Source organism: Bifidobacterium psychraerophilum, assembly GCF_000741705.1.
In the GTDB taxonomy this organism is placed as follows: domain Bacteria; phylum Actinomycetota; class Actinomycetes; order Actinomycetales; family Bifidobacteriaceae; genus Bombiscardovia; species Bombiscardovia psychraerophila.
Genome location: NZ_JGZI01000010.1, coordinates 749,672 through 770,664, shown reverse-complemented (window position 1 = coordinate 770,664; position 20,993 = coordinate 749,672). Strand labels below are relative to the sequence as shown.

Below are 20,993 nucleotides of genomic sequence, written 5' to 3'. Positions count from 1 at the left end.
TACCCATGACCAGCAATATCGCCGAATCCGAAGCGAATCATCCGGAGTACATCCCACAGCATCCGGAATTAAGCAATGCCGAGCACCGTAAAGCGGTTCTCGAGGCACCCGTGGTGCTGCGTGTACGGGATCTGGAGAAGTCCTTCCAGGGGCTGCACGCGGTCGATAAGGTCTCCTTCGACCTGCATGAGGGTGAGATCATCTCGATCATCGGGCCGAATGGGTCAGGGAAATCCACCACGATCAATCTCATTTCGGGTTTCATCGCACCTGATTCCGGGATCATCGACATCGACGGCAATCCGGTCGCCGGGCTGAGCGCGGCGGAGGTCTCCGATCGTGGTCTGGCTCGGACATTCCAGAACGGCAGGGTATTCGCGGGCCTGAGCGTTGACGAGAACATCGGTCTTGGATACCACAAGAAGCTTCGCGCCCAACGGCCCTTCAGCTCCCTGCAGCGTTTTCCCCTGCTCCGATGGCTGCCCTTGCTGTCCGAGACGGGTGTCGCTTTGGTGCCCGGGCCCGCCGCGCGCAGGGAACGTCGAGAGGTGGATGAGCGGGTTGGCCGTGAGATCGACCGTTTCCGTGAACGACTCGAATCGCGTCGCAATGATCTGGCATACACCTTGTCCTATGCGAACCGTCGCCGAACCGAAATAGCCCGTGCGCATATCAGCGAACCCAAATTATTGCTGCTTGACGAACCCACGGCGGGCATGAACCAATCGGAGACCGCAGAGGTGCTCCAACAGTTGCAATACCTGAAATCACAGGGACATACGATTCTGTTGGTCGAACACAAGATCGATCTGGTCATCGCCCTGTCGGATCGGGTTCTGGCCATGGATGGCGGTCGGATCATCGCCCAGGGGGATCCGGACGAGGTCAGGAACGATCCCCAGGTCGTCGAGGCCTATCTGGGCAAGCGGCGGACCCCTGCGAAGAAGCAACTCAGGAAACTCGACGCCGAGGGCGGTGTGCTGAGCATGCAGAATTCCCTGCCGGTCACCTCGCCCACCGCCACGGAAGTAGGGCATGCGGCTACAGATGCACGGCAGGCGGCCCTTGTTCGTGAGCCCGAGCCCCCGCGGGGGCAGACGGGATCGCTGGCCGATAAATCAGCGCCTCAGGATGCGCCCCTGTTGTCCTTGAAGGATGTCGATGTGTTCTACGGACAGGTGCATGCCTTGCAGCAGATCTCCATCGATGTTCCGCAAGGTGCGATCGTCTCCCTGCTCGGTGGCAATGCCTCGGGGAAGTCGACCACGATGAAGACCATTCTCGGTCTCAAACATCCGAAACAGGGCAGCATCCACTACGACGGTGCCGACATCACCACAGCCAGCACGCGTCATCGGGTCATTGCCGGTATCGCCGCGGTGCCCGAAGCCAGACGTGTCTTCCCGCAGATGACGGTTCAGGAGAATCTGCTTGCCGGTGCGTACACGCGGAAGAAATCGGCGGAGACGGATGCCGATGTGGAAGACATGTTCGCGCGTTTCCCGCGTCTCAAGGAGCGCCGCAACCAGCAGGCGGGCACGATGTCCGGCGGTGAGCAGCAGATGCTGGCATTCGCCAGGGCATTGATGAGCCATCCGCGTCTGATCTGCATGGATGAACCCACAATGGGACTGTCACCGCGCCTGGTGGAGGATGTGCTTGAACAGATAGCCAAACTGCGTGACGAGCTGGGTGTCTCCGTGCTGATGGTGGAGCAGCAGGCGGAGCTCGCCCTGTCCATCGCGGACTACGGTTACGTGCTGCAGAACGGCAGCATCAGATTGCAGGGAGAGGCGTCCTCGCTGCTTGACAATCCGCAGGTGCAGGAAGCGTACCTTGGCGGGGCCCGGGAAGAAGGATGATATGACGAAGCGACAGAAGACCGCGGTGGTCACCGGTGCAGGCGGCGGAGTGGGAGGCAATGTCGTACGAAGCCTGCTGCAACAGGGCTGGAAGGTTCTTGCGGTGGTGCGGTCCTATGAGGATGCGGCGCAGCTGAACGCCCTTGAGGGCGTGGAGGCATTCAAGCTTGATCTGCTGCACAGCAATGAGATTCTGCCCTGGGCCGGTGAACTGGCGCTCAGGGAGTCGGAAGGCATCGATCTGCTGGTGCACGCCGCGGCAGCCGCGTCAGTGGGCAGGGCCGAGCAGGCGACAGTCGAAGACTGGGAGAGCCTGTTGCGCACCAATGTCATCGCTCCGGCCTTGCTGACCGCAGGCCTGCTGCCGGTCATTCGATCGGTACGGGGAACGGTCGTATTCATCAACTCCGGTGCAGGGGAGAGGGCCGTGGCCAACCATAGTGTGTATGCGGCCTCCAAGCATGCGCTGCGTGGTTACGCGGACACCCTCAGACTCGAAGAGGCCGGCAATGGGGTCCGGGTGAGCACCATCTACCCGGGTCAGATCAATACGAAGATGCTGCGGTCGATCGACACGCATCTTGGTGTTGAATTCACTCCTGAAGCCTATATCGATCCGGGAACGGTCGCCAACGCCGTGCTCTGGATCGCCGAGGCCTCACCCGATGTGCATATCACCAATGTGGATCTGCGCCCACGGGAAGAGGTCTCAGCGAAATTCAACGTCTGAGACTTCTAGCCGGGTACCGCTAGGCGAATGCCTCAGGCGACCGTTGAGGACACCTCGTCGAGCTTCGAAAGCTCCTCATCGCTGAGAGCGAGCTTGGTCGATTCAAGCAGTGCGGGCAGTTGCTCCGGAATGCGGGCCGATGCGATCGGGGCCGCGATCTGCGGCTGATGACGCAGCCATGCCAGTGCGACGGTGGCGATGGACACACCGCGATCCTTGGCGATCGTATCGAGAGCCGCCACCACATTCAGGCCGGCGGGTGTGAAATAGTCCTTGACCATGCCTGAGCGCTGCTTGCCTTTGAGATCTTCCTCCGTGCGGTACTTGCCGGTGAGGAAGCCCGATGCCAAAGCGAAATACGGGAATACCGCCAGATTCTCCTCTTTGGCGACGGGGAGCAGATTCTCCTCATAGTTCTTGCGCGTCACCAGATTGTAATGGGGCTCCAGTGCCACGGGAAGTGTCAGATCGTTCTCGCGGGCGATGCTGAACCATTCACGCGCACGATCGGCGGAGTAGTTGGAGATTCCGATTGCACGGACCTTCCCCGACTTGACGAGTTTGTCGAATGCCGCAACGGTTTCCTCAAGAGGGGTCTTCTCGTCGTCGAAATGCGCGTAGTACAGATCGATGTAGTCGGTTCCGAGTCGCAGCAGGGACTCATTGGCCGCAGCCTCGATATTCGCTGCTGAAAGACCCTGATACTGCGGATGCTGGCTGACCTTGGTGGCGATCAGCACATCGTCGCGCTTTGAGCGTGCGGTGAGCCAGCGGCCCAGCACGATTTCGGATTCGCCACCCGAATTGCCCGGTGCCCAAGCCGAATACACATCGGCGGTGTCGATCAGATTGCCGCCTGCGGACACGAAGGCATCCAGCACCTCCCTGCTGGTGTGCTCATCGCTCGTCCAGCCGAAGGTGTTCCCTCCCAGAACCAGCGGATAGATTTCGATGCCTGAATTACCAAGTGCTGTCATTGCGTCCCTTTCCTCGGGGTGTATCGCTGACGCTCATCCCAAGCGTCTTCCTTCATATATCGACATACCAGTTCTACATCCTTCCCGGCGCGCAGCGAAGTGATTCAGCGTATAGCGCGCTCCGGGGAAGACCGTGGGGATTGCTGCCGCCGGGGAGCCCGAGAGGCGTCGCACAAGCCAGCCGTGAGAGCGTTCGCAAGCCGGCGCCGGGAGTGTCGGCTGCGTCCGATGCAGGCCCTCATGCTTGGTAGACCAAGGGCCTTGAACGTCATATAGATTTTTTGTATGCTGCTCCGCTTGGTCCCGACTCGCTCCCGCTGCTACCTTCGGTGTTCATAAGCAGGGCCCATAGGAGGCATCCGTGAACGATGCGCATGAGCGCGGGTTCACGTGCACGGCGAGCAGGATGCGGATAAACGATTCGGGGGAGTGGTGATGGTTCAGTTCAACACACAGCTGGTACATGGTGCAGGAGTCAACGACAACGCAACCGGTGCGGTGAACCCCCCGATCTACAATTCGTCGACCTATGCCTTCGGATCCGTCGATGACGCACCGCGATGGGACTATGCGCGTTCGGGCAATCCGACCCGTGAATTCCTGGAACGTCAGATCGCACAGCTGGAACATGGCGTTCAAGGCTTCGCTTTCGCGTCGGGGCTGGCGGCCATACACGCGGCGCTTTCCATCTTCGCACCCGGTGACCGCATAGTTGTAGGCGCCAATATCTATGGCGGCACCTATTCGCAGATCAACGAACACTTCGACCGTTGGGGCCTTGATTTTTCGCCGGTGGATACGCAGGATCTGGATGCGGTGGAAGAGGCGCTGTCCGCCGCTCCCGTGAAGGCCCTCTATTTCGAGACCCTCACCAATCCGCTGCTTCAGGTCAATGATGTGGCCGCGCTTTCGCAATTGGCCCATCGTCATGGTGCCATCGTGATCGTGGACAACACCTTTGTGACCCCGTATCTTCAGCAGCCCCTCGATCTTGGCGCCGATATCGTCCTGCATTCGGCGACGAAGTATCTGGCCGGGCATTCCGACGTGATCGCAGGACTTGCGGTCGCCAAGGAGGAGGCGGTAGCGAATCGACTCTATTTCGCCCAGAACAGGCTTGGAGGCGTATTGCCTCCTGCGGAGAGCGATGCCGTCAGAAGAGGTCTGCAGACCTTGGCGCTGCGCGTCGACCGCCAGCAGGACAATGCCCGCGCCATCGCGCAATATCTGCTCGCGCATCCGCTGGTGGGCAGCGTGCATTATCCCGGCATCGACGAGGAAGGTGATGCCGACCTGAGGAAGAAGGGGTTGAAGGGTGCGGGCGGGGTGCTTTCCTTTGAGGTGAAGGAGGGTGTGGATCCCAGCATCGTACTCAACAGCCTGAAGGTCTTCCGCCTCGCGGTAAGCCTTGGCGCCGTCGAAAGCCTTGCGGAGCTGCCTTGCAGGATGACGCATTTCGAGATCCCACGTGAGGAGCGTCTCAAGCTGGGCATCAGCGATGAACTGGTGAGGCTTGCGGTCGGCATCGAGGACGTCAGTGATCTGCTCGGCGACCTCGAACAGGCTTTCGAGAAGGCTCGGCAATCGCTTTCGACTCCTGCTCGTCGCACCATACATTCATAGCTTCACCGGATCCCGGCCTTCGGCTCTGTCGGCACGCCGCCTTGCCAGGCCGGCTCCTCGGCGAAGGCGGGCCCCGCTGCCCCAGGTAATCGTATGGATGCGGCCTGTTAGAATTATTCCGGGAGATGCCGGGGGGTCTGAGGCATCGAGAGAAAGCCCTTGGGGCTTATTACCTGGAAGGTGTGAGAAGAATGTCAGGCGGATTGATTGCTTCTATTGTGATTGTGGTGTTGCTGCTATGGTTGCTGTTTTCGGCGCTCTACATCGTGCCTCAGCAGCAGGCGTACATCGTGGAACGCTTCGGTAAGTTCAAGAATGTGACCTTCGCTGGTCTTCACCTGAAGATTCCCGTGATCGATCGTATCGCGATGAAAACGAATATGCGCGTGAACCAGTTGAACGTCCAGTTGGAGACGAAGACGCTTGACAACGTCTTTGTCACGGTGGCCGCATCAACCCAGTTCAGGGTCAATCCCAAGGACGTCGCAACGGCATACTACGAGCTGCGCGATCCTGCGGGACAGCTGCGTTCCTATATGGAGGACGCACTCCGCAGCGCCATCCCGGCGTTGAAGCTTGACGACGCATTCGCACGCAAGGATGATGTGGCTTCGGATGTGCAAACCACGGTCGGCACCGAAATGTCACGTTTCGGTTTCTCGGTCATCAAAACCCTGATCACCGCAATCGACCCATCAACGCAGGTCAAGAACGCGATGGATTCCATCAACGCGGCACAGCGTGAGAAGGAAGCGACCAGGGAACGCGCCGAGGCCAAGCGGATCGAAATCGAGACGCAGGCACAGGCCGACGCGGAGAAGACCAGGCTCCAGGGTGAAGGTCAGGCGAACTACCGCAGGGAGATCGCCAACGGCATCGTCGACCAGATCAAGAGCCTTCAGGCAGTCGGCATGGATATCGCTGATGTCAACAATGTGGTGCTGTTCAACCAGTACCTCGATGTGATGCGTTCGCTCTCCGATTCCCCGAATGCCAAGACCGTGGTGCTTCCCGCTTCCACGCCCGGTGGATACAACGAGCTCTTTAACCAGGTCAGCAGCGCCCTGCTGACCACCCAGGAGGACGGAGCGACGAAGCCGCCGGCAATCGTGCAGCGCTAGTGCAGCGTCGCGCCGCTGCTTCGTGTCCATCGCGGAGTCGAAGACGGCGCGCAGATGAATGCCAGGCATAGTGAAGGGGCCTCAGCCGAAGATCGATCGGCTGAGGCCCCTTCACTATGTTCGGGATGGCAGTGAAGGCATCCGTCAGTCCTTGCCCTAACCCTTGCCCTGCACGCGTGCGAGTTCAAGTGGGTTGAGTATGTCATCCAGTATCTCGGGCCGTATGCTGCCTTCAAGTCCGGCGGCCTCGCGGACCGTGATGTTCTGCGACATGGCCGTTTGGGCGACCCCGACCGCCTGCTCGTAGCCGATATGCCCGATCAGGGAAGTGGCCAGTGATGCGCAGCGCCGGGTGCTGTCCTCAGCCGTTTCAGCATTGACCCGTATGCCTTCGACGCAGTTGATGCGTAGCGTGTCCATCGCCTTGCCGAGTATGCCGATGGATTCCAGGATGGCATGCACGATAACAGGCTCGAAGGCGTTGAGTTGGAGCTGGCCTGCCTCAGCCGCGAATGAGACGGTGGTGTCCATCCCCATGACCATGAAGACGCTCTGATTGACGCACTCCGGGATGACCGGATTCACTTTTCCGGGCATGATCGAGGATCCGGCCTGTCTGGGCGGCAGCATGATCTCAGCGATTCCAGCCCGCGGGCCGCTGCTGAGCAGTCGCAGATCGTTGGCGATTTTCCCAAGATGAGTTGCGCTGCGTTTCAACAGGGCTGATGTCATGACGAAATCCGCCGTATCCGAAGTCGCCGCGATCGGATCATCCGCGGCTGTTATCGGGAGCCCGGTAAGTGAGGCCGCGTGCTGTATCGAGCACTCTCGGAAACGCGCATCGGCGCAGATTCCGGTGCCTATGGCCGTTCCACCGAGATTCAGCGTGGCCAGCGGCGAACGTTCGGCGTCGATGGCTTTCGCGTCTGATTCAAGCAATGATGCGAATGCGGAGAATTCCTGTCCGAAGGTCATGGGGACCGCATCCTGCAATTGCGTTCTGCCGATGGTGACGTCCTGCATCGTGCGCTCGCCGAGCGCGCGGAAGGCGCGCGACAACATCCCCATGCTCTGGAGCAGCCCGTTCAGGGCCTCTATTATGGCCAGCCGTGCAGCCGCCGGGTAACTGTCGTTGGTGGATTGTGATTTGTTGACGTGGTCATTCGGGTGAATCAGGGTGTATGACCCCTTCTCGTATCCTCCAAGTTCCAGGGCCCTGTTTGCTATGACCTCGTTGACATTCATGTTGGTCGATGTTCCGGCACCGCCCTGAAGCACATCCGTGGGGAATTGATCGTCGAAGGCTCCTGATGCCACGTCGGTGCACGCGCTGTCTATGAGATTCCACTGATCCTTGGTGATGCCTCCGAGATCACGATTCGCCATGGCGCAGGCCCGCTTCACCGTCGCATAGGCGTGGATGAGTTCAGGGTGATGGCTGACGGCTATGCCGCTGACCGGGAAGTTCTCTATTGCACGCTGGGTATGAATACCCCAGTAGGCCTGGGATGGTACCGGCAGTGAGCCGACGCAATCATGCTCGATCCGATGCTCCGTCTGTGGCGATGCCGTTCGCAAGGAATGCACTGTCTGGTCTTTCGTACTGGTGATTGCTGTGATGATTCCCGTTGGTGTCTGCGATACGGTTCGCGCCATGAATGTTCCTTCTCTTGTGGAGGATGGGCGGTGATGCGGGCTTGTTCTGGATGCCGTTCCATCACCACGAGCAACACTATGCAGTGCCAAGCCATCGCACAAGACGAGGATATCCTTTGTATCCTATAGGTTTAAGCTATGACGATAACGCAAATTCGAGCATTCTATCTTGCTGCGACACTGGGATCCTTCACGGCCGCAGCCGAATACATGGGTCTCACGCAGCCTACGGTTTCGGAGCTGGTGAAGAAAATCGAGGAGTCATACCAGATCAGCCTGTTCGTGCGAGGAGGCAGACGTCTGGTCCTGACAACGGCCGGTCAGACCCTGCTGCCTTGGGCCCGGCGTCTTCTGGACGCGGAGTTGGGTGCGGACAGCGCCTTGCATGCCCTGAACACCGGTGAGGGGGGAACGGTTTCCTTCGGCATTCTGCAGAATGCGAGCTACTACCTGCTCTCGGATCTCGCCACCGTGTTCCACCGTTCCTATCCGAATGTGCGTGTGCGTCTGGTCGGACAGAACTCATTCGAAGTGGCCGACGCGGTGCGCAACGGTGAGCTGGAAGCCGGGCTGCTCTGCCTGCCCATACCTGCCGAGGGATTGCAGATACGGCCCCTGATGCGTCATGAAATCGTATGGGCCAGCGCCGATCCGGAACGGTGCGCCACAGCGATGGCCATCGAGGATATCCCCAAAGCGCCCCTGATCCTGTATGACGCCCACCACGGATGGAACGACCCCACCAGGCATCAGCTTGCTCAGTTGGCGCAGCTGCATGGCATCACACTGGAGCCGAAAATGGAGGTCGAATCGGTCGACGCGGCCGTGTCCCTGGTGGCGAGCGGCCTTGGGGACACCATCGTTCCGAAGGCCGTCGCGGAATCCGACACCTTCCCGAGTACCGTGCACACCACCAAGCTGGAAGAGCCCATCTATGACACCTTCGCCTTGGTGCAGCGCACCAACTGGGAACTTTCACCGATGGCCGGGCATCTTGCCGATCTGGCGGTCACCATGCTCACATCAAGCGATGCCGGACTCGGTGAGATACTTCAGCCCCGAATGAATTCCTCGATTGCAGGAGCCATGGCGTAACCCTTGCGGTACATGCGTCCAAGGCCTTCATAGTTCTTGCTCAGGGTGTCCAAACCGCAGAGGTCGTCAGGGGCCACGATCAGCACGCGCCCATCCCGCTCGTACTCCTTGGCCTTGTCGACCTCGTCGTTGTACCGTCGGTAACGATTGAGCAGCAACTCGGCTGCCTGCGGATACGAGCGTCGCAGAATCCGTGCCGGCAATACGTCCTTGTGCTGTTTGCGCGGCACATCCTTGAGCCTGGTCAGCACCAGGACCACCTTGTCACACCCGTCGTCGAAGGCCTTCTGGACCGGGACGGGGTCGCAGATGCCGCCATCGAAGTAGGGGACGCCATCGATCACATATGGTTCGCATGCGACAGGTACGGCCGATGAGGCTTTGAAGATGTCGTAGTCATCCCTGCTCACATCCTGCTTGCCGAAATACTTGGTGCTGCCATCCAGCGCATTGCAGGCGACCACGGTGAGATCCGAGGGGTTGCGCTCGAATGCCTCGAAATCCATGGGGTCTTCGCCGTCATGGTTCGACAGCGTGCCGTATACATAATCCAGATCGACGAAATTGCGCTCGCGCATGAAATTGCGTGAACTGGCGTACTCCTTGCGGAAGGCGTACTGGGTGTAGAAACGGTAGGTGCGTCCGGGTTGATGCGCCATGAAGGATGCAAGATTGGCGCTGCCCGCAGAGACCCCGTAGCAGTGGTCGAAGCTGAGATCGTGGTCGGCGCAGTAATCGAATACGCCTGCTCCGAATATGGCGCGGTACCCGCCCCCAACATCAATGATGGCCGTTTTCGACATGTCATTTCCCCCTCTGCTTATGCAAATAGTAAGCCTACAGCCGCCCCTTGGCCATGAATACTCGTTGAGTGATCAATCATTGAACATACGCGCAGGGGGCCGCGAGACGATGCGGATCTGCCGTCGCCTCGAAGCTCCCCACGGCACTACTCGGGCGCAGGTCAACACCGCGTCTGGATGGATGCGAATAATTCATTCGATCGACGGGACATCCGAGGTGATGCATCCGAGTTGGACAGCGTTATGCCACCTTCGCTGCCTTCTGGAGCCAAGTCGCCAAGCGCTTCCAGAACCACATGCAGGTGTCGTATCGTGCCTTCGTTGCCGTCGATGATCGACACGGTGCTTGGGCATAGTTCCTTGAAATAGTCGCGGAAGAAGACGAAATGCGTGCAGCCGAGCACCACCGAATCCACCGCATCCCAGTCACACCCGTCGAAATACCGATGCATCACCGCCCACGCGTCATCGGGGTTCAGTATGTTCCCGGACTCGACGGTGGTCACCAAATCGGGACAGGGCATGGGCGTGATGTCATGATCCTGTTTGAAGCGATCCATCAGCGCGGCGAATTTATGTTCATGAAGCGTCAGGGGAGTGGCCGCCACGATCACATGCTGTCTCACCCCGTGACCTCGGTCGCAGGCGACCTTCAAGGCCGGCTCCATGCCGATGACCGGTATATCGTAGCGATGCCGCATCTCCTCGATGCATGCGCTGGTCGCTGTGTTGCAGGCCACCACCAGTGCCTTCACGCCCTTATTGAGGAAGTCGTCGGCGATGGAGAAGCAGCGTTCACGAATCTCATCGGGAGTTTTGATGCCGTATGGTGCATGTGCGCTGTCACCGAAGAAGAGCACCTGCTCGGACGGCATATCCCGGCGCAGCTGGGCCGCCACAGTGAGTCCGCCGAATCCCGAATCAAACATGCCTATGGGCGCTGATGAGGTCATGGACCCTCCTATGCTGACAACCGTGTACCGGCATTCCATCGTAGTCTGCGCATGTGAAGAGTCGGTGGTCATTCCTACCACCCCGGCACTAGGCTTACGGCACGCACCGCCGATTGAAGCCTCCATGCCGCAGGGATTGTGCCGCAGGCCGACACCGGGCGCCCATCGTCTCGCGCCGCGTTTACGCTACAGACATGAGCATCCCTGATATCGTCTACAAAGCGCACGGAACCGGCAACGATTTCGTGGTGTATGCCGATCCCGAAGGCATCTACGAGCCGAGCACGGAGGAGGTCGTCCGTCTGACCGACCGTCATCGGGGGATCGGCGGCGATGGTCTGCTTCGCATCACACGTCCGCAGTTCGTATCCGACCTCAGTGAGGGGGATGTCCGTGCGGCGCAGGCCGATGACGCCTCCTGGTTCATGGATTACCGCAACGCGGACGGCTCCCTGGCGCAGATGTGTGGCAACGGCACACGAGTGACCGCCTTGTTCATTCGGCGCATGTGCATGCTGACGGGCGAAGCACAGGATGATAAACCATTGAGACTCGCGACGCGGGCCGGTGTGAAGATACTCAGCAGCCTCGGCGATGACGAGCTTCTGGGGCAGGACGTATTCCGTGTGGATATGGGCAAGTGGGCGATCGGTCCTGTGATGGGGCATACCGTATCGATCCCCGGTGTCGAAGGCAGTGCGCGCGGGACATATGTGAATATGGGCAATCCGCATGTGGTGTGTCTGATTGAGGACGGCAGCGCCTCCTACACCGAAGCGCTGGAATCGTCGCAGGCGACCCTGCCCGCCCTGACAACGCTCGATCTGAGTCGCAAGCCTGTGGTGTCACCCGTGTTGGATGAAGGCCAGAACGTGGAATTCGTACGTATCGAGTCGGTGGACCCACTCACAGGACAGGGACGGGCTTTCATGAGGGTCCATGAGCGCGGTGTCGGTGAGACGCTCTCCTGCGGTACCGGGCTATGCGCCACCGGCGTGACCCTGCGTGCGCTGACCGGGATATCACACTGGACGATCCATGTGCTTGGAGGAGTGCTCGACGTCGACGTGGATGACGAATCCGTGCGTTTGACTGGTTCTGCGACGATTGTGGCGAGAATCGAGTTGAATCCTCAGCACTGAACGATCATCCCGTCATTCCCCGGCCGTGTTCGGAACGACGGTGTTCCAATGGCGGTGTAATGACGGGTGATCGCTATCGCGGGTCGCCGATTCTAGAAGATGGCAGCGCCCTTGGTGATGAAGATGAGTGCGATGATGGCCACGATCCATACCACATCGAACATCAGATCGAAGCCAAGACGGTAGTAGGTGTTAAGACCCCTGCGAAGCCCGGCGAAGGAGGCATTGGGTGACGGCAGATCCTGCACGGTGACCGTCGCATGGCTGAGCGACATGAATTGAAGGGTCGTGGCGAACAGCAATCCGAGGCACCAGGGGCATAGGGCATTGATGACGAACATGGACTGGGTGAACAGCCAGTAGGCGTAGAGTGCGGCGGCGAGTCCTCCCCACCACGTGCAGATGGCGAACCAGCGTGGCAGTTTCACCTTCGCCAGGCCCAGAACGGCCAGAGTGACGAAAACCGATTCCGCGGCGATGCCGAAGAAGGCATTGGGGAAGCTGAATGAACCGAAGTGGATGAACTCCGCCTGCCAGGAATTGGCGACCGCCGAGCACGACACCACCGCGTTGACGTCACACCCGAGTTTGGCCGAGGGGTGGCGTGCCAGCTGCAGCGTTTCTGCGGACAACGCGAGTGAAACCACAAGCGCGGCGACGGAGGAAAGCAACATCACCAGATATGTCCAAGTAGACCCATGACGCCAGCCTGTGGGCTGTGAATCGTTGATTGTTGAAGCCTGGGTGCCGGTCATTCTCGCCTCATGTCTGCTGGCAGGTGCAAGCGGTGCACCTGATGGTGGAAGCGCTCCGCGAATAGTCCGGAGCATAAAACTAGCTACAAGCATACGATGGATGTATGATTCACGCCGCAGAACGCCCAGAGCTGAGCCGGGCCTGGGATTTGCATTGCCATACGGTGTATTCCGATGGCACGTTCACACCCGCGCAGATGATGGCACTGGCCCGCAGCTCGGGTCTTTCCGGTGTCGCGATAACCGATCACGACACCACGGCAGGGTGGGATGACGCGGTTGAAGCCGCGCAACGACTCGGTATGCCGCTGCTCCGGGGTACGGAAATCACCGCGGACGACTGCGATGTCTCTGTGCATATGCTGGCTTATCAGTACGATCCCGATGACGCAGGCATCACCGCCTTGTTCGAGAGCACCAGGCAGGCACGCTTGCGGCGTGCGAGGATCATGGTGGATGCGATATCCAAGGACTATCCGATCGGTTGGACGGATGTGATGGCCCAGGTCAAGGAAGGCGGGAGAACCACGGTGGGGCGTCCCCATATCGCCGATGCGCTCGTGGCGGCGGGAATATACACCGATCGTTCTCAAGCCTTCGCAGGCATCTGCTCATCACGAAGCCCCTATTATCTGCCGACGCCCTCACCCACCACCCATGCCGTCGTTGCAGCGGTGCGCGCCGCGGGTGGGGTCAGTGTGGTCGCACATGCAGGTGATACGAAACGCAACCGGATCCTGCTCAGCGACGAACAGATCGAGGCGCTTATCGATGATGGCCTGAACGGTCTCGAAGTATGGCACAGGGACAACGGTCCGGAGCAGCGTGCGAGATTGCTGGGGATAGCCCGGCAACGGGATCTTCTGGTCACCGGCGGATCCGATTGGCATGGTGCCGGTAAACCCAATGTGCTCGGCGAAAACACCACGGATCAGCGCACGGTGGAGCGAATCGTGGAAATGGGAAGTATCCCGCTGGCCTAAAAGGTTCTTATCAGCAGATGCCCCGCACATATTCAGTGCGGGGCATCTGCTGATAAGACGGAAGCGCTTTAGAGTGCGCCGAATCCCACCGGGTGGGAGGTGTCGGATCCGATGATCGCATAGCCGAGAGCCTGGGCCGGTACAAGTATGCGACGTCCTCGGTTGTCTTTGAGATCCAGGGCCTTGTCGGATGCCAGAGCCTCTTCGACCTGCTGAGCGACCTCCTCCGCCGAGGCATCGGTGCTGAAGCTTACCGTGCGGGTGACGTTCCTGATGCCAATCTCAATATCCATGATTTCCTCTCATCGTTGGTTGGGGCCTGGCGCGCGAGGTGCGCGGGGCCGTACGCATATGGTCGGGCGGATGATGCAATGCCTATTATTCGCCCGACTGGGATTGTTCGCCGTCAGCGTCCCCTGCATGCCGGGATGCGTCATACCCGAAGCGGTCATGGGGCTTCGCATCCGCTTTCATCGTGGGATTCGGAATCAGCATGGTTTCCGCTGAATCGGCGGCAGCCCTGTCGTCCATCCAATCCTCATCGTGCGCTGAGGTCTTCTGGTCGCCTGCCTGATCGCTTGCCTGGTCGGCTGAGTCCTTCTCCGCCGGGAGGTTGCCTGCCGGGCCCTTGCCTGCTGGATCGTCGCCCGCTGGCACGGTCTCTTCCGGAATGTCACCATGCGTCATCGATCCGGGCGTCTCATCCACATCCGGCCCCGTCAAGGGCGCTTCCTGGGCTTCGTTCTCCTGTGAGACAGGGGGATGGAGCGGCTTGATGCTGCTCACGACGATCGTGGCGGAACTCGCCTCATCGGCCTCATCCGCCACTCGCAGCGGATGGTCCTGTCCATCCGGCGTCTGCCTATCGGATTCTCCGAAGGCGGGTCTTCCCGCATCCGGGGATTGCCGCTTCGCCTCGCCAGAAGGCCGTTGGACGGGGCCCGGCGTTGCGGATGATGGACCATGATCTTCGGAGACGCGGCCCGGGTTATCCAGCAGGGTTCCGACGGTGATGGTCGAGGGGGCATGTGTATTCCGTGATTGGGCGTTGGAGCGTTGCTGGGCGGACTGACGTGAAGTCAGTTGATGGGCCAGATGCTCGACCTGGGCCTTGAACTGCAGAATGCCTTCGTTATCGGCATGATCGAGGGCGCTGATGAAATCACCGACCTGCTCCATCTGCAACCAGAGATTGGCGCGGAGCATGATCATCGGATCCAAACGCGAACCCATCATTCTGCCGTATGCGCCGATCAAGGCGTTTCTGCGCGGCTCATCGAGTTTGGCGAAAATCCAGGCGAGATCGCGGGCCGGGTCATTGATCTGCATATCCTGCCAGTTGTAAACGGCTGTGAGGCTGGTGTCCGAGAACAGGAAGTCGCCGTCGTCGAAGCCGCCGTGCACCGGGCATGTGGTGAAGGACCACAGACCCGAGGTGTTGACGATATCCGACCAGCTGCGGATGATCTCCTGGGGAATATGGCCGGCCTTGCTCAGTCTGGAAATCCAGGACAGCAGTTGTTGTTTGATGTTGTCGGTGGTGAAGCTGGGGTAGGACTCGTCACGCAGGAAGGCCCCGCCCAATCGATGGATGGCGCCTATTGCGGTTCCGATCGCCACGCAATCCTGTGCATCGAGCGAGCGCAGGGCCACTGAGGCCCCTTCGCAATGGGACATGATGACCACAGCGTTGAGACCGGTCGGGCCTTCGGCGTTTTCCCCCTGCTCATAGGCCAGAATGCGCTCCATGGCGAAACCCAGCCCACCCGGCTCCTTGGCACGGCTGAGCGTGACAGCCGCCTTGACACGCTGCCGCAAGCGTTTCTTTCCCTCATCGGTGCTGCTGACGATTACATCGTACAGTCTGCCTGGACCGTCTTGGATGATGGCCAGATCTATGCCTGCATCACGATCGCCCGCGCTTGCCTGATTCGAGGATCGGGTGCCGGATACCGCGATTCCGGGCATCGTTGCGGATGCGAGTGCCGCCAGTGTCAGATTGCTTCGATGAGTCACATTTCCACAGTAATACACATTGAGACGCGATTGGGGAAGCAAGCTGCCACAATAGGGGATGTGAGCACACAATCCGAGAGCATTCTTGCAGATCTCGACCCGAGTCAGAGGGAGGCCGCACTGGCCGTTGAAGGTCCGGTACGCATCATCGCCGGTGCCGGTGCGGGTAAGACGAGGACGATCACCCATCGGATCGCGTACGCCTGCGCCGAAGGAATCTGGAATCCGGATAGGACGGTTGCGGTGACCTTCTCGGTGAAGGCCGCCGACGAGATGCGGCTGCGACTGCAAGGTCTGGGAGCGCCCGCGACGGTGAGCGCATCCACATTCCACTCATTGGCATTGCAGCAGTTGCGTCGTGTATGGCATGAGCTGTGTGAAACGCCTTTCCCGATGCTGGTGGAGAAACCCGGGGCCCTGACCTTCAGAGCGATGAAACGGGTGCTGAGGTCGGCGGATATCGAGGATTCGGAAGTCCGGGATGTGATGGCCGAAATCGCCTGGGCGAAAGTGAGCCTTATCGATCCGACGGACTATGTGAAAGTCTGCACGGCTCTGCACCGCGTACCCCCGGCGAATCTGGATCCTGATCGGATGGCGCAGGTCATGACGATGTTCGAACAGGAAAAAACCTCACGCAATCAGATCGACTTCAACGATATGCTGCTTATCGCATGCCATGTGCTCCAGACCCCGGGGGATGTGGCGAATTCGATACGCTCGGACATCAGGCATCTCACCATTGATGAGTACCAGGATCTTTCGCCGCTGCAGCATCGCCTGCTGCAACTGTGGCTTGGGGATAACAGGAACATCTGCGTGGTGGGCGATCCGGCCCAGACCATCTACTCATTCGCGGGTGCCACGAGTTATTATCTCGGTCATTTCGATGAGGAATTCGGCCCGTTGTCCGCCGATATCACATTGAATACGGATTACCGGTCGACCCCTCAGGTGATTGGATATGCGAACAAGGTGCTGCAATCAGCACAGCACCGTGAGTCATACATCCATCTGGATGCCGTCAGGGATCCAGGTCAGCGTGTGCAGACGACCGCCTATACCGATGATGTGGCCGAGGCCAGGGGAGTGGCCAGACGCATCGCCAAGCTGCTTCGTGAGGGCGCCCACATGAAGGACTGTGCGGTGCTGACAAGGATCAACGCCCAGCAGATGCTTATCTGCAGGGCATTGCGGGCCGAAGGCATACGGTATCGGGTCCGTACCGAATCAGGTTGGCAGAACGTGGCTCTGACATCGACCGCGGAGGGGCGCAAGGATCTGATGGAATCCTTGGAGCAGCATGAGGACCAGGGTGTGGTCACGGTTTCGACCATCCACGCCGCCAAGGGTCTGGAATTCGCCCACGTCTTCATCGTCGGGTGCTCTGAAGGTCTGATTCCATTCGCCTCTCCCGCGGCCGGGGATGCGTTGGAGGAGGAGCGAAGGCTGCTCTACGTCGGGGTGACCCGAGCAGGGGACAGCCTGCACCTTTCCTTCTCCAGAGGGACGGCGGGACCCGGCACGCCTGACAAGCAGGCCAGCAGGTTCCTTGTGCACGGGTGAATCCGATACCGGATGTGCCCACTGCTGTGGGGCATGCCCTCACGGGATATGCCCCAGGTATCCTGCCGGCTGACGGTTACTCAGCTCTGTGAGGTACCGGAGCCCTTCTCGTCGCCGGGATCTGTCGTTTCGTCGCCCTTGCCATCGTCATTACCATGGCCATTGCCATCGTTCTTGGTGTCGGTGTCAGCGTCCGAAGACTTGTCTTCTGAAGCGTTGGAATTGGTGTCAGCGCCGTGTTGCTGGTTGCTGGCGTTGTCGTCAAGCAGCTTGCTGAGCTCGGCATCCCAATCGACCCCGCTGTGCGTGGCATCAGCGGTCTCTCCGACCGAAGCGCCGGATGGTGCCTCGATCAGCGCATCCTCATCATCGGCACCGCCGAGCACCGGGAGCATGTCGGGGTGCGACCACATCGCGTCCCTGGCATCCTGACCCTGTGCGGCGGTGATACGTTCCCAGACCTCGGAGGCTTCACGCAAACGACGTGGGCGGAGCTGCAGACCGAGCAGGGATTCGAAGGTGAGCTCGGCCGGCCCGCCTGCCGCGCGCTGACGTCGCGTCATCTCACGGAGTTGTTCGATGTGTGGCAGATGCGCCATGCCTGCGCGCCATACGACGCAATCGACCCATCCGTCCACCAATGCCAGCAGTATCTCCAGGCTTTCCAGTGCCGAACGCTGCTCAGGTGTGTCATTCACCCCGACATTGCTCAGGTTGACGGCACCGGCTATGGATTCAGGGTTCATTTCGGTGGCATCGCGCAGCTGTTCCTCCATCGCGTCCAGATCTATGGAGATGCCACGGGCGTATTTGCCGATCAGGGCTTCGAAACGCGGCATCAGCCAGGGGACGGCCGCGAAGAGTCTGGCATGTGCCTGCTCGTGCAGGGCGACGAATGCCGTGACTTCGGAGGCGTCGATTTCCAATGACTCCGCATACTCCTTGATGTTCTGAGGCATCAGTGCTCCGGCCGGTGATTTGAGCAGGGCGATGCCCTGGTCGAAACTGCCGAGGACCTCGCTCGAGAGGTTTCCTGCGGCCTGACCGAGTTGCATGGAGAAGGATGTGTTGCCCAGCAGTTTCATCAGTGTGCCGGGGTCTTTGAGATTGTCGGGAATCGGAATGGGCACGGGTCCCGCGAACATGCCGGAGACCTCGCCGTCGATTGAGCCGCCGAGCCTTTCCTGGAATACCGAAGCAAGCGCCTCGTTCATCGAGGATGCTACAGGAGCCGCGAATTGAGCCCAGGCATCGATGGTGCCTTCAAGCCAGTCGGCGCGGGTCAGCAGGCGGGTCTCGCCTGGTGCCGGATTGAAGTCGCAGACGGAGTCCAGCCACAGACTGCTCTCACTCAGTGTTGAGCGGACGGAGTCGCCCTCCTGCGCGTCGATGCTTGTTTGGGCACCTTCTTCGCTGATGCGTTTCGCGGCTATTGATTTGGCGAGACGAATGTTGATGGGGCCTTCTTCAACCGTGCGTTGCACATCACCGGCCGTGTTGAGGCCTCCTGCCGTGAACGCCTGGATCAGTGACTGCACTTCCGCGGGTTTCGGCAGCCCCTGCTCTCCCTGCGCGCGAATCTGATCGCGCATCGATTCGGGGAGCTGGGAGAACTGCTGCCACGCAGCTTCGCCCTGCATAGGACCGAAGCATTCGATCAACCATTGGTGGATTGCATTATCGTCCATAGCGTCGCCCATATTCCGTCTTTGTCGAGATGATTTCGTGCCGACAAGCATACTCGTCGTCCACATCCATACTATTAGAGGTATGGCAACTCTGCATACGAAACGGGGAATGTCCGCCACTGGCGCATTCAAAGGCTTTCTGAACCGTTACAAAGCGACGCCGATGGGAGCGCGGGTAGGTGCGCTCGCTTTGGTGATAGGACTGATCATGCTCCTGCTCCCGAGTCCTTATGTGGTGGAGAGCCCGGGGCCGACGCAGGATGTGCTGGGCAAGTCGGGTGATGCCGCGGTCATCAAGATCTCCGGTGTCACGACATACAAGGATTCGGGTTCCTTGCTGATGACGACCGTCAATGCGGTGGGTGTTCCGGGGTATCCCGTCACCAATGCGCAGGTTCTTTGGGCGTGGTTCGACAGCCATAGCATCGTCATGCCACGCGAGGCCATATTCCCCGAGGGGCAGACCGTTGACCAGTATGTGAACGAGAACAAGACGCAGATGACATCCTCGCAGGATGCCGCAACCTCACAGGCATTGAAATTCCTGGAGGCGAAGGGCGTGGATGTTTCCTCGGCGAAGGTCTCCATCCATGTTGATGACATTGGTGGTCCTTCGGCCGGTCTGATGTATACCCTTGGGACGATTGACAAACTCACCGAGCAGAACGAGACCGGCGGCAAGAAGATCGCCGGGACGGGCACGATGGATGATGAGGGTAAGGTCGGCGCGATAGGAGGCATCCGACTCAAAATGCTTGGGGCGAAGCGCGATGGTGCGCAGTGGTTCCTCGCGCCGGCATCGAATTGCTCCGATGTGGTGGGCCATGTGCCCAGTGGGTTGAGGGTCGTCAAGGTCTCCACCTTGGATGGCGCCTACCAGGCCTTGGTCGCCATAGGCCAAGGCAAAGCCTCCTCCCTCCCAACCTGCTGAGCCGTAAAGCGTACAGCCCAGTGGGCTGTACGTAGGCGAAGTGAGCGGCCACAAAGGCCGCGAAGAATCGCGCAGCGATTGCCACAAGTCGTAAACACCAAAAGCAACGTTGAACAAAACAGGCGAAGTGAGCGGCCACAAAGCTGAGCCGTTAAGCATGCAGCCCTGTGGGCTGCATGTAGGTGAGGTGAGCACCCCCTCTTCGGGGTGCGATGGAGCGTGCAACGCTCAGTAAGAATCGCGCAGCGATTGCCACAAGCCGTAATACCAAACGCAACGTTCAAGCAATCCGGACACGGCAGACACCGCAAAGCCGATTCACACACTTCGAAACCCGGGCAGGGCACCCAACAGGCCATGTCGCGTTCGCGGGGAATCGCGCTGCGGGCTCGTATTCCGTTCTCTGTCACGCCGGTCCTTGGCTGCTCCGATTCCTGTGCCGCGTGTTTCACGGGCGTGGATCATCACCGCATGCATGTGTGATTCCCTGTCCTGTCGGGGCGTCTGTGGCGCGGGTGATGGCTTGCGGATGGACATCTTGTTAACATGCTGTTCGCCTGTGTTGTTATGCTGGGGTTGTGGCTGATACGACGACCCAGGAAGCGGAAGAATTCGGATTCCATCCCGGTGGCATTATCCAGGAATGGATGTGGGACGACGATGTGGATGATGACATTCGCGCTCGGATAGAAAAGTGCACCGGCGAAGAAATCGTTGACGAAGATTATGACTCGGCGATTGACGGAACCATAATCTGGTGGCGTGATGGAGATGATGAGGACGACCTTGCCGACACCATTGTGGATGCATATACGGTTTTGGGAGATGACGGCCCGCTCTGGATCCTGACTCCTAAGCCCGGACGACCGGGAGCCCCTAACGCCAGCACGATTCAGAATGCCGCGAAGACCGCGGGTATGAATGCTGCGATGCCCTTGCGCATCAGCGCGAATTGGAATGGCGTTCGCCTGAGTGCTTTCGGTAAAGGTCGCTGAAGCCTTTCCTTCGGGTGAGCTCATGGTGCTGCGCACTGTGCTAACGGACTGTGTATAGATGGACCTTGTACAGATGGACCGTGCAGGCAACATCCCT

The 20,993-nt window shown here is 59.6% G+C and carries 18 protein-coding genes; 10 read left to right on the top strand and 8 right to left on the bottom strand.

What is annotated here, in order from left to right:
- Window positions 1-5 precede the first annotated feature (5 nt).
- Together BPSY_RS10325 and BPSY_RS10320 are read left to right on the top strand one after the other, a co-directional pair.
- Window positions 6-1,862: an ATP-binding cassette domain-containing protein gene (locus BPSY_RS10325; protein ID WP_033497648.1), complete on the top strand. Its 1,857-nt coding sequence runs from the start codon at window positions 6-8 to the stop codon at window positions 1,860-1,862.
- A 1-nt stretch (window position 1,863) separates the two neighbouring features.
- A complete protein-coding gene (locus tag BPSY_RS10320) occupies window positions 1,864-2,592 on the top strand; it encodes an SDR family oxidoreductase (RefSeq protein ID WP_033497646.1) in 729 nt (242 codons plus the stop codon).
- 32 nt (window positions 2,593-2,624) lie between these two features.
- On the opposite strand, the gene BPSY_RS10315 is transcribed toward BPSY_RS10320, so the two are convergent.
- Window positions 2,625-3,569 (bottom strand): aldo/keto reductase, encoded by a 945-nt coding sequence (locus BPSY_RS10315; protein WP_033497644.1) that lies wholly within the window; start codon window positions 3,567-3,569, stop codon window positions 2,625-2,627.
- 435 nt (window positions 3,570-4,004) lie between these two features.
- Here BPSY_RS10315 and BPSY_RS10310 point away from each other — a divergent pair, with 435 nt between their 5' ends.
- The gene (locus tag BPSY_RS10310; protein WP_033497689.1) at window positions 4,005-5,192 is read left to right on the top strand and encodes a trans-sulfuration enzyme family protein; all 1,188 of its coding nucleotides are present in this window, start codon (window positions 4,005-4,007) and stop codon (window positions 5,190-5,192) included.
- Between the two features lie 191 nt (window positions 5,193-5,383).
- Window positions 5,384-6,313, top strand: coding sequence for an SPFH domain-containing protein (locus tag BPSY_RS10305; protein WP_033497642.1), 930 nt, complete (start codon window positions 5,384-5,386; stop codon window positions 6,311-6,313).
- 156 nt (window positions 6,314-6,469) lie between these two features.
- On the opposite strand, the gene BPSY_RS10300 is transcribed toward BPSY_RS10305, so the two are convergent.
- On the bottom strand, window positions 6,470-7,969 hold the full coding sequence (locus tag BPSY_RS10300) for an aspartate ammonia-lyase (RefSeq protein ID WP_081884411.1): 1,500 nt from the start codon (window positions 7,967-7,969) through the stop codon (window positions 6,470-6,472).
- Window positions 7,970-8,107: 138 nt separating this feature from the next.
- Between BPSY_RS10300 and BPSY_RS10295 the strand changes: the two genes are divergently transcribed.
- A complete protein-coding gene (locus BPSY_RS10295; RefSeq protein ID WP_033497641.1) occupies window positions 8,108-9,064 on the top strand; it encodes a LysR family transcriptional regulator in 957 nt (318 codons plus the stop codon).
- Here the strand turns inward: BPSY_RS10295 and BPSY_RS10290 are convergent.
- Together BPSY_RS10290 and murI are read right to left on the bottom strand one after the other, a co-directional pair.
- A complete protein-coding gene (locus tag BPSY_RS10290; protein WP_033497639.1) occupies window positions 9,022-9,867 on the bottom strand; it encodes a patatin-like phospholipase family protein in 846 nt (281 codons plus the stop codon). The genes BPSY_RS10295 and BPSY_RS10290 overlap by 43 nt on opposite strands.
- A 161-nt stretch (window positions 9,868-10,028) precedes the next feature.
- A complete protein-coding gene (gene murI / locus BPSY_RS10285) occupies window positions 10,029-10,820 on the bottom strand; it encodes a glutamate racemase (RefSeq protein WP_033497686.1) in 792 nt (263 codons plus the stop codon).
- Window positions 10,821-11,014: 194 nt separating this feature from the next.
- Here murI and dapF point away from each other — a divergent pair, with 194 nt between their 5' ends.
- On the top strand, window positions 11,015-11,962 hold the full coding sequence (gene dapF, locus BPSY_RS10280; RefSeq protein ID WP_033497637.1) for a diaminopimelate epimerase: 948 nt from the start codon (window positions 11,015-11,017) through the stop codon (window positions 11,960-11,962).
- 92 nt (window positions 11,963-12,054) lie between these two features.
- Here dapF and BPSY_RS10275 read toward each other — a convergent pair whose 3' ends face one another.
- Window positions 12,055-12,717 carry a vitamin K epoxide reductase family protein gene (locus BPSY_RS10275; RefSeq protein ID WP_033497635.1) on the bottom strand — a complete coding sequence of 221 codons (663 nt, stop codon included), beginning with the start codon at window positions 12,715-12,717 and terminating at the stop codon, window positions 12,055-12,057.
- A 104-nt stretch (window positions 12,718-12,821) separates the two neighbouring features.
- Here BPSY_RS10275 and BPSY_RS10270 point away from each other — a divergent pair, with 104 nt between their 5' ends.
- Window positions 12,822-13,700 carry a PHP domain-containing protein gene (locus BPSY_RS10270; protein WP_051921924.1) on the top strand — a complete coding sequence of 293 codons (879 nt, stop codon included), beginning with the start codon at window positions 12,822-12,824 and terminating at the stop codon, window positions 13,698-13,700.
- A gap of 68 nt (window positions 13,701-13,768) precedes the next feature.
- Here the strand turns inward: BPSY_RS10270 and BPSY_RS10265 are convergent, their stop codons facing one another.
- Window positions 13,769-13,993 (bottom strand): DUF3107 domain-containing protein, encoded by a 225-nt coding sequence (locus BPSY_RS10265; RefSeq protein ID WP_033497633.1) that lies wholly within the window; start codon window positions 13,991-13,993, stop codon window positions 13,769-13,771.
- An 85-nt stretch (window positions 13,994-14,078) separates the two neighbouring features.
- Window positions 14,079-15,716 (bottom strand): phosphotransferase, encoded by a 1,638-nt coding sequence (locus BPSY_RS11230; RefSeq protein WP_238556852.1) that lies wholly within the window; start codon window positions 15,714-15,716, stop codon window positions 14,079-14,081.
- Window positions 15,717-15,776: 60 nt separating this feature from the next.
- On the opposite strand from BPSY_RS11230, the gene BPSY_RS10255 reads away from it, so the two are divergent.
- Window positions 15,777-17,282, top strand: a complete 1,506-nt coding sequence (locus BPSY_RS10255; RefSeq protein WP_033497631.1) for an ATP-dependent helicase — start codon at window positions 15,777-15,779, stop codon at window positions 17,280-17,282.
- A gap of 80 nt (window positions 17,283-17,362) precedes the next feature.
- On the opposite strand, the gene BPSY_RS10250 is transcribed toward BPSY_RS10255, so the two are convergent.
- A complete protein-coding gene (locus BPSY_RS10250) occupies window positions 17,363-18,970 on the bottom strand; it encodes a zinc-dependent metalloprotease (RefSeq protein WP_033497629.1) in 1,608 nt (535 codons plus the stop codon).
- Window positions 18,971-19,052: 82 nt separating this feature from the next.
- Between BPSY_RS10250 and BPSY_RS10245 the strand changes: the two genes are divergently transcribed.
- Entirely contained in the window at window positions 19,053-19,901 is an 849-nt protein-coding gene (locus BPSY_RS10245) for a YlbL family protein (protein ID WP_100841052.1), read from the top strand.
- Between the two features lie 578 nt (window positions 19,902-20,479).
- A complete protein-coding gene (locus tag BPSY_RS10240; protein WP_033497627.1) occupies window positions 20,480-20,896 on the top strand; it encodes a DUF3052 family protein in 417 nt (138 codons plus the stop codon).
- Window positions 20,897-20,993 lie beyond the last annotated feature (97 nt).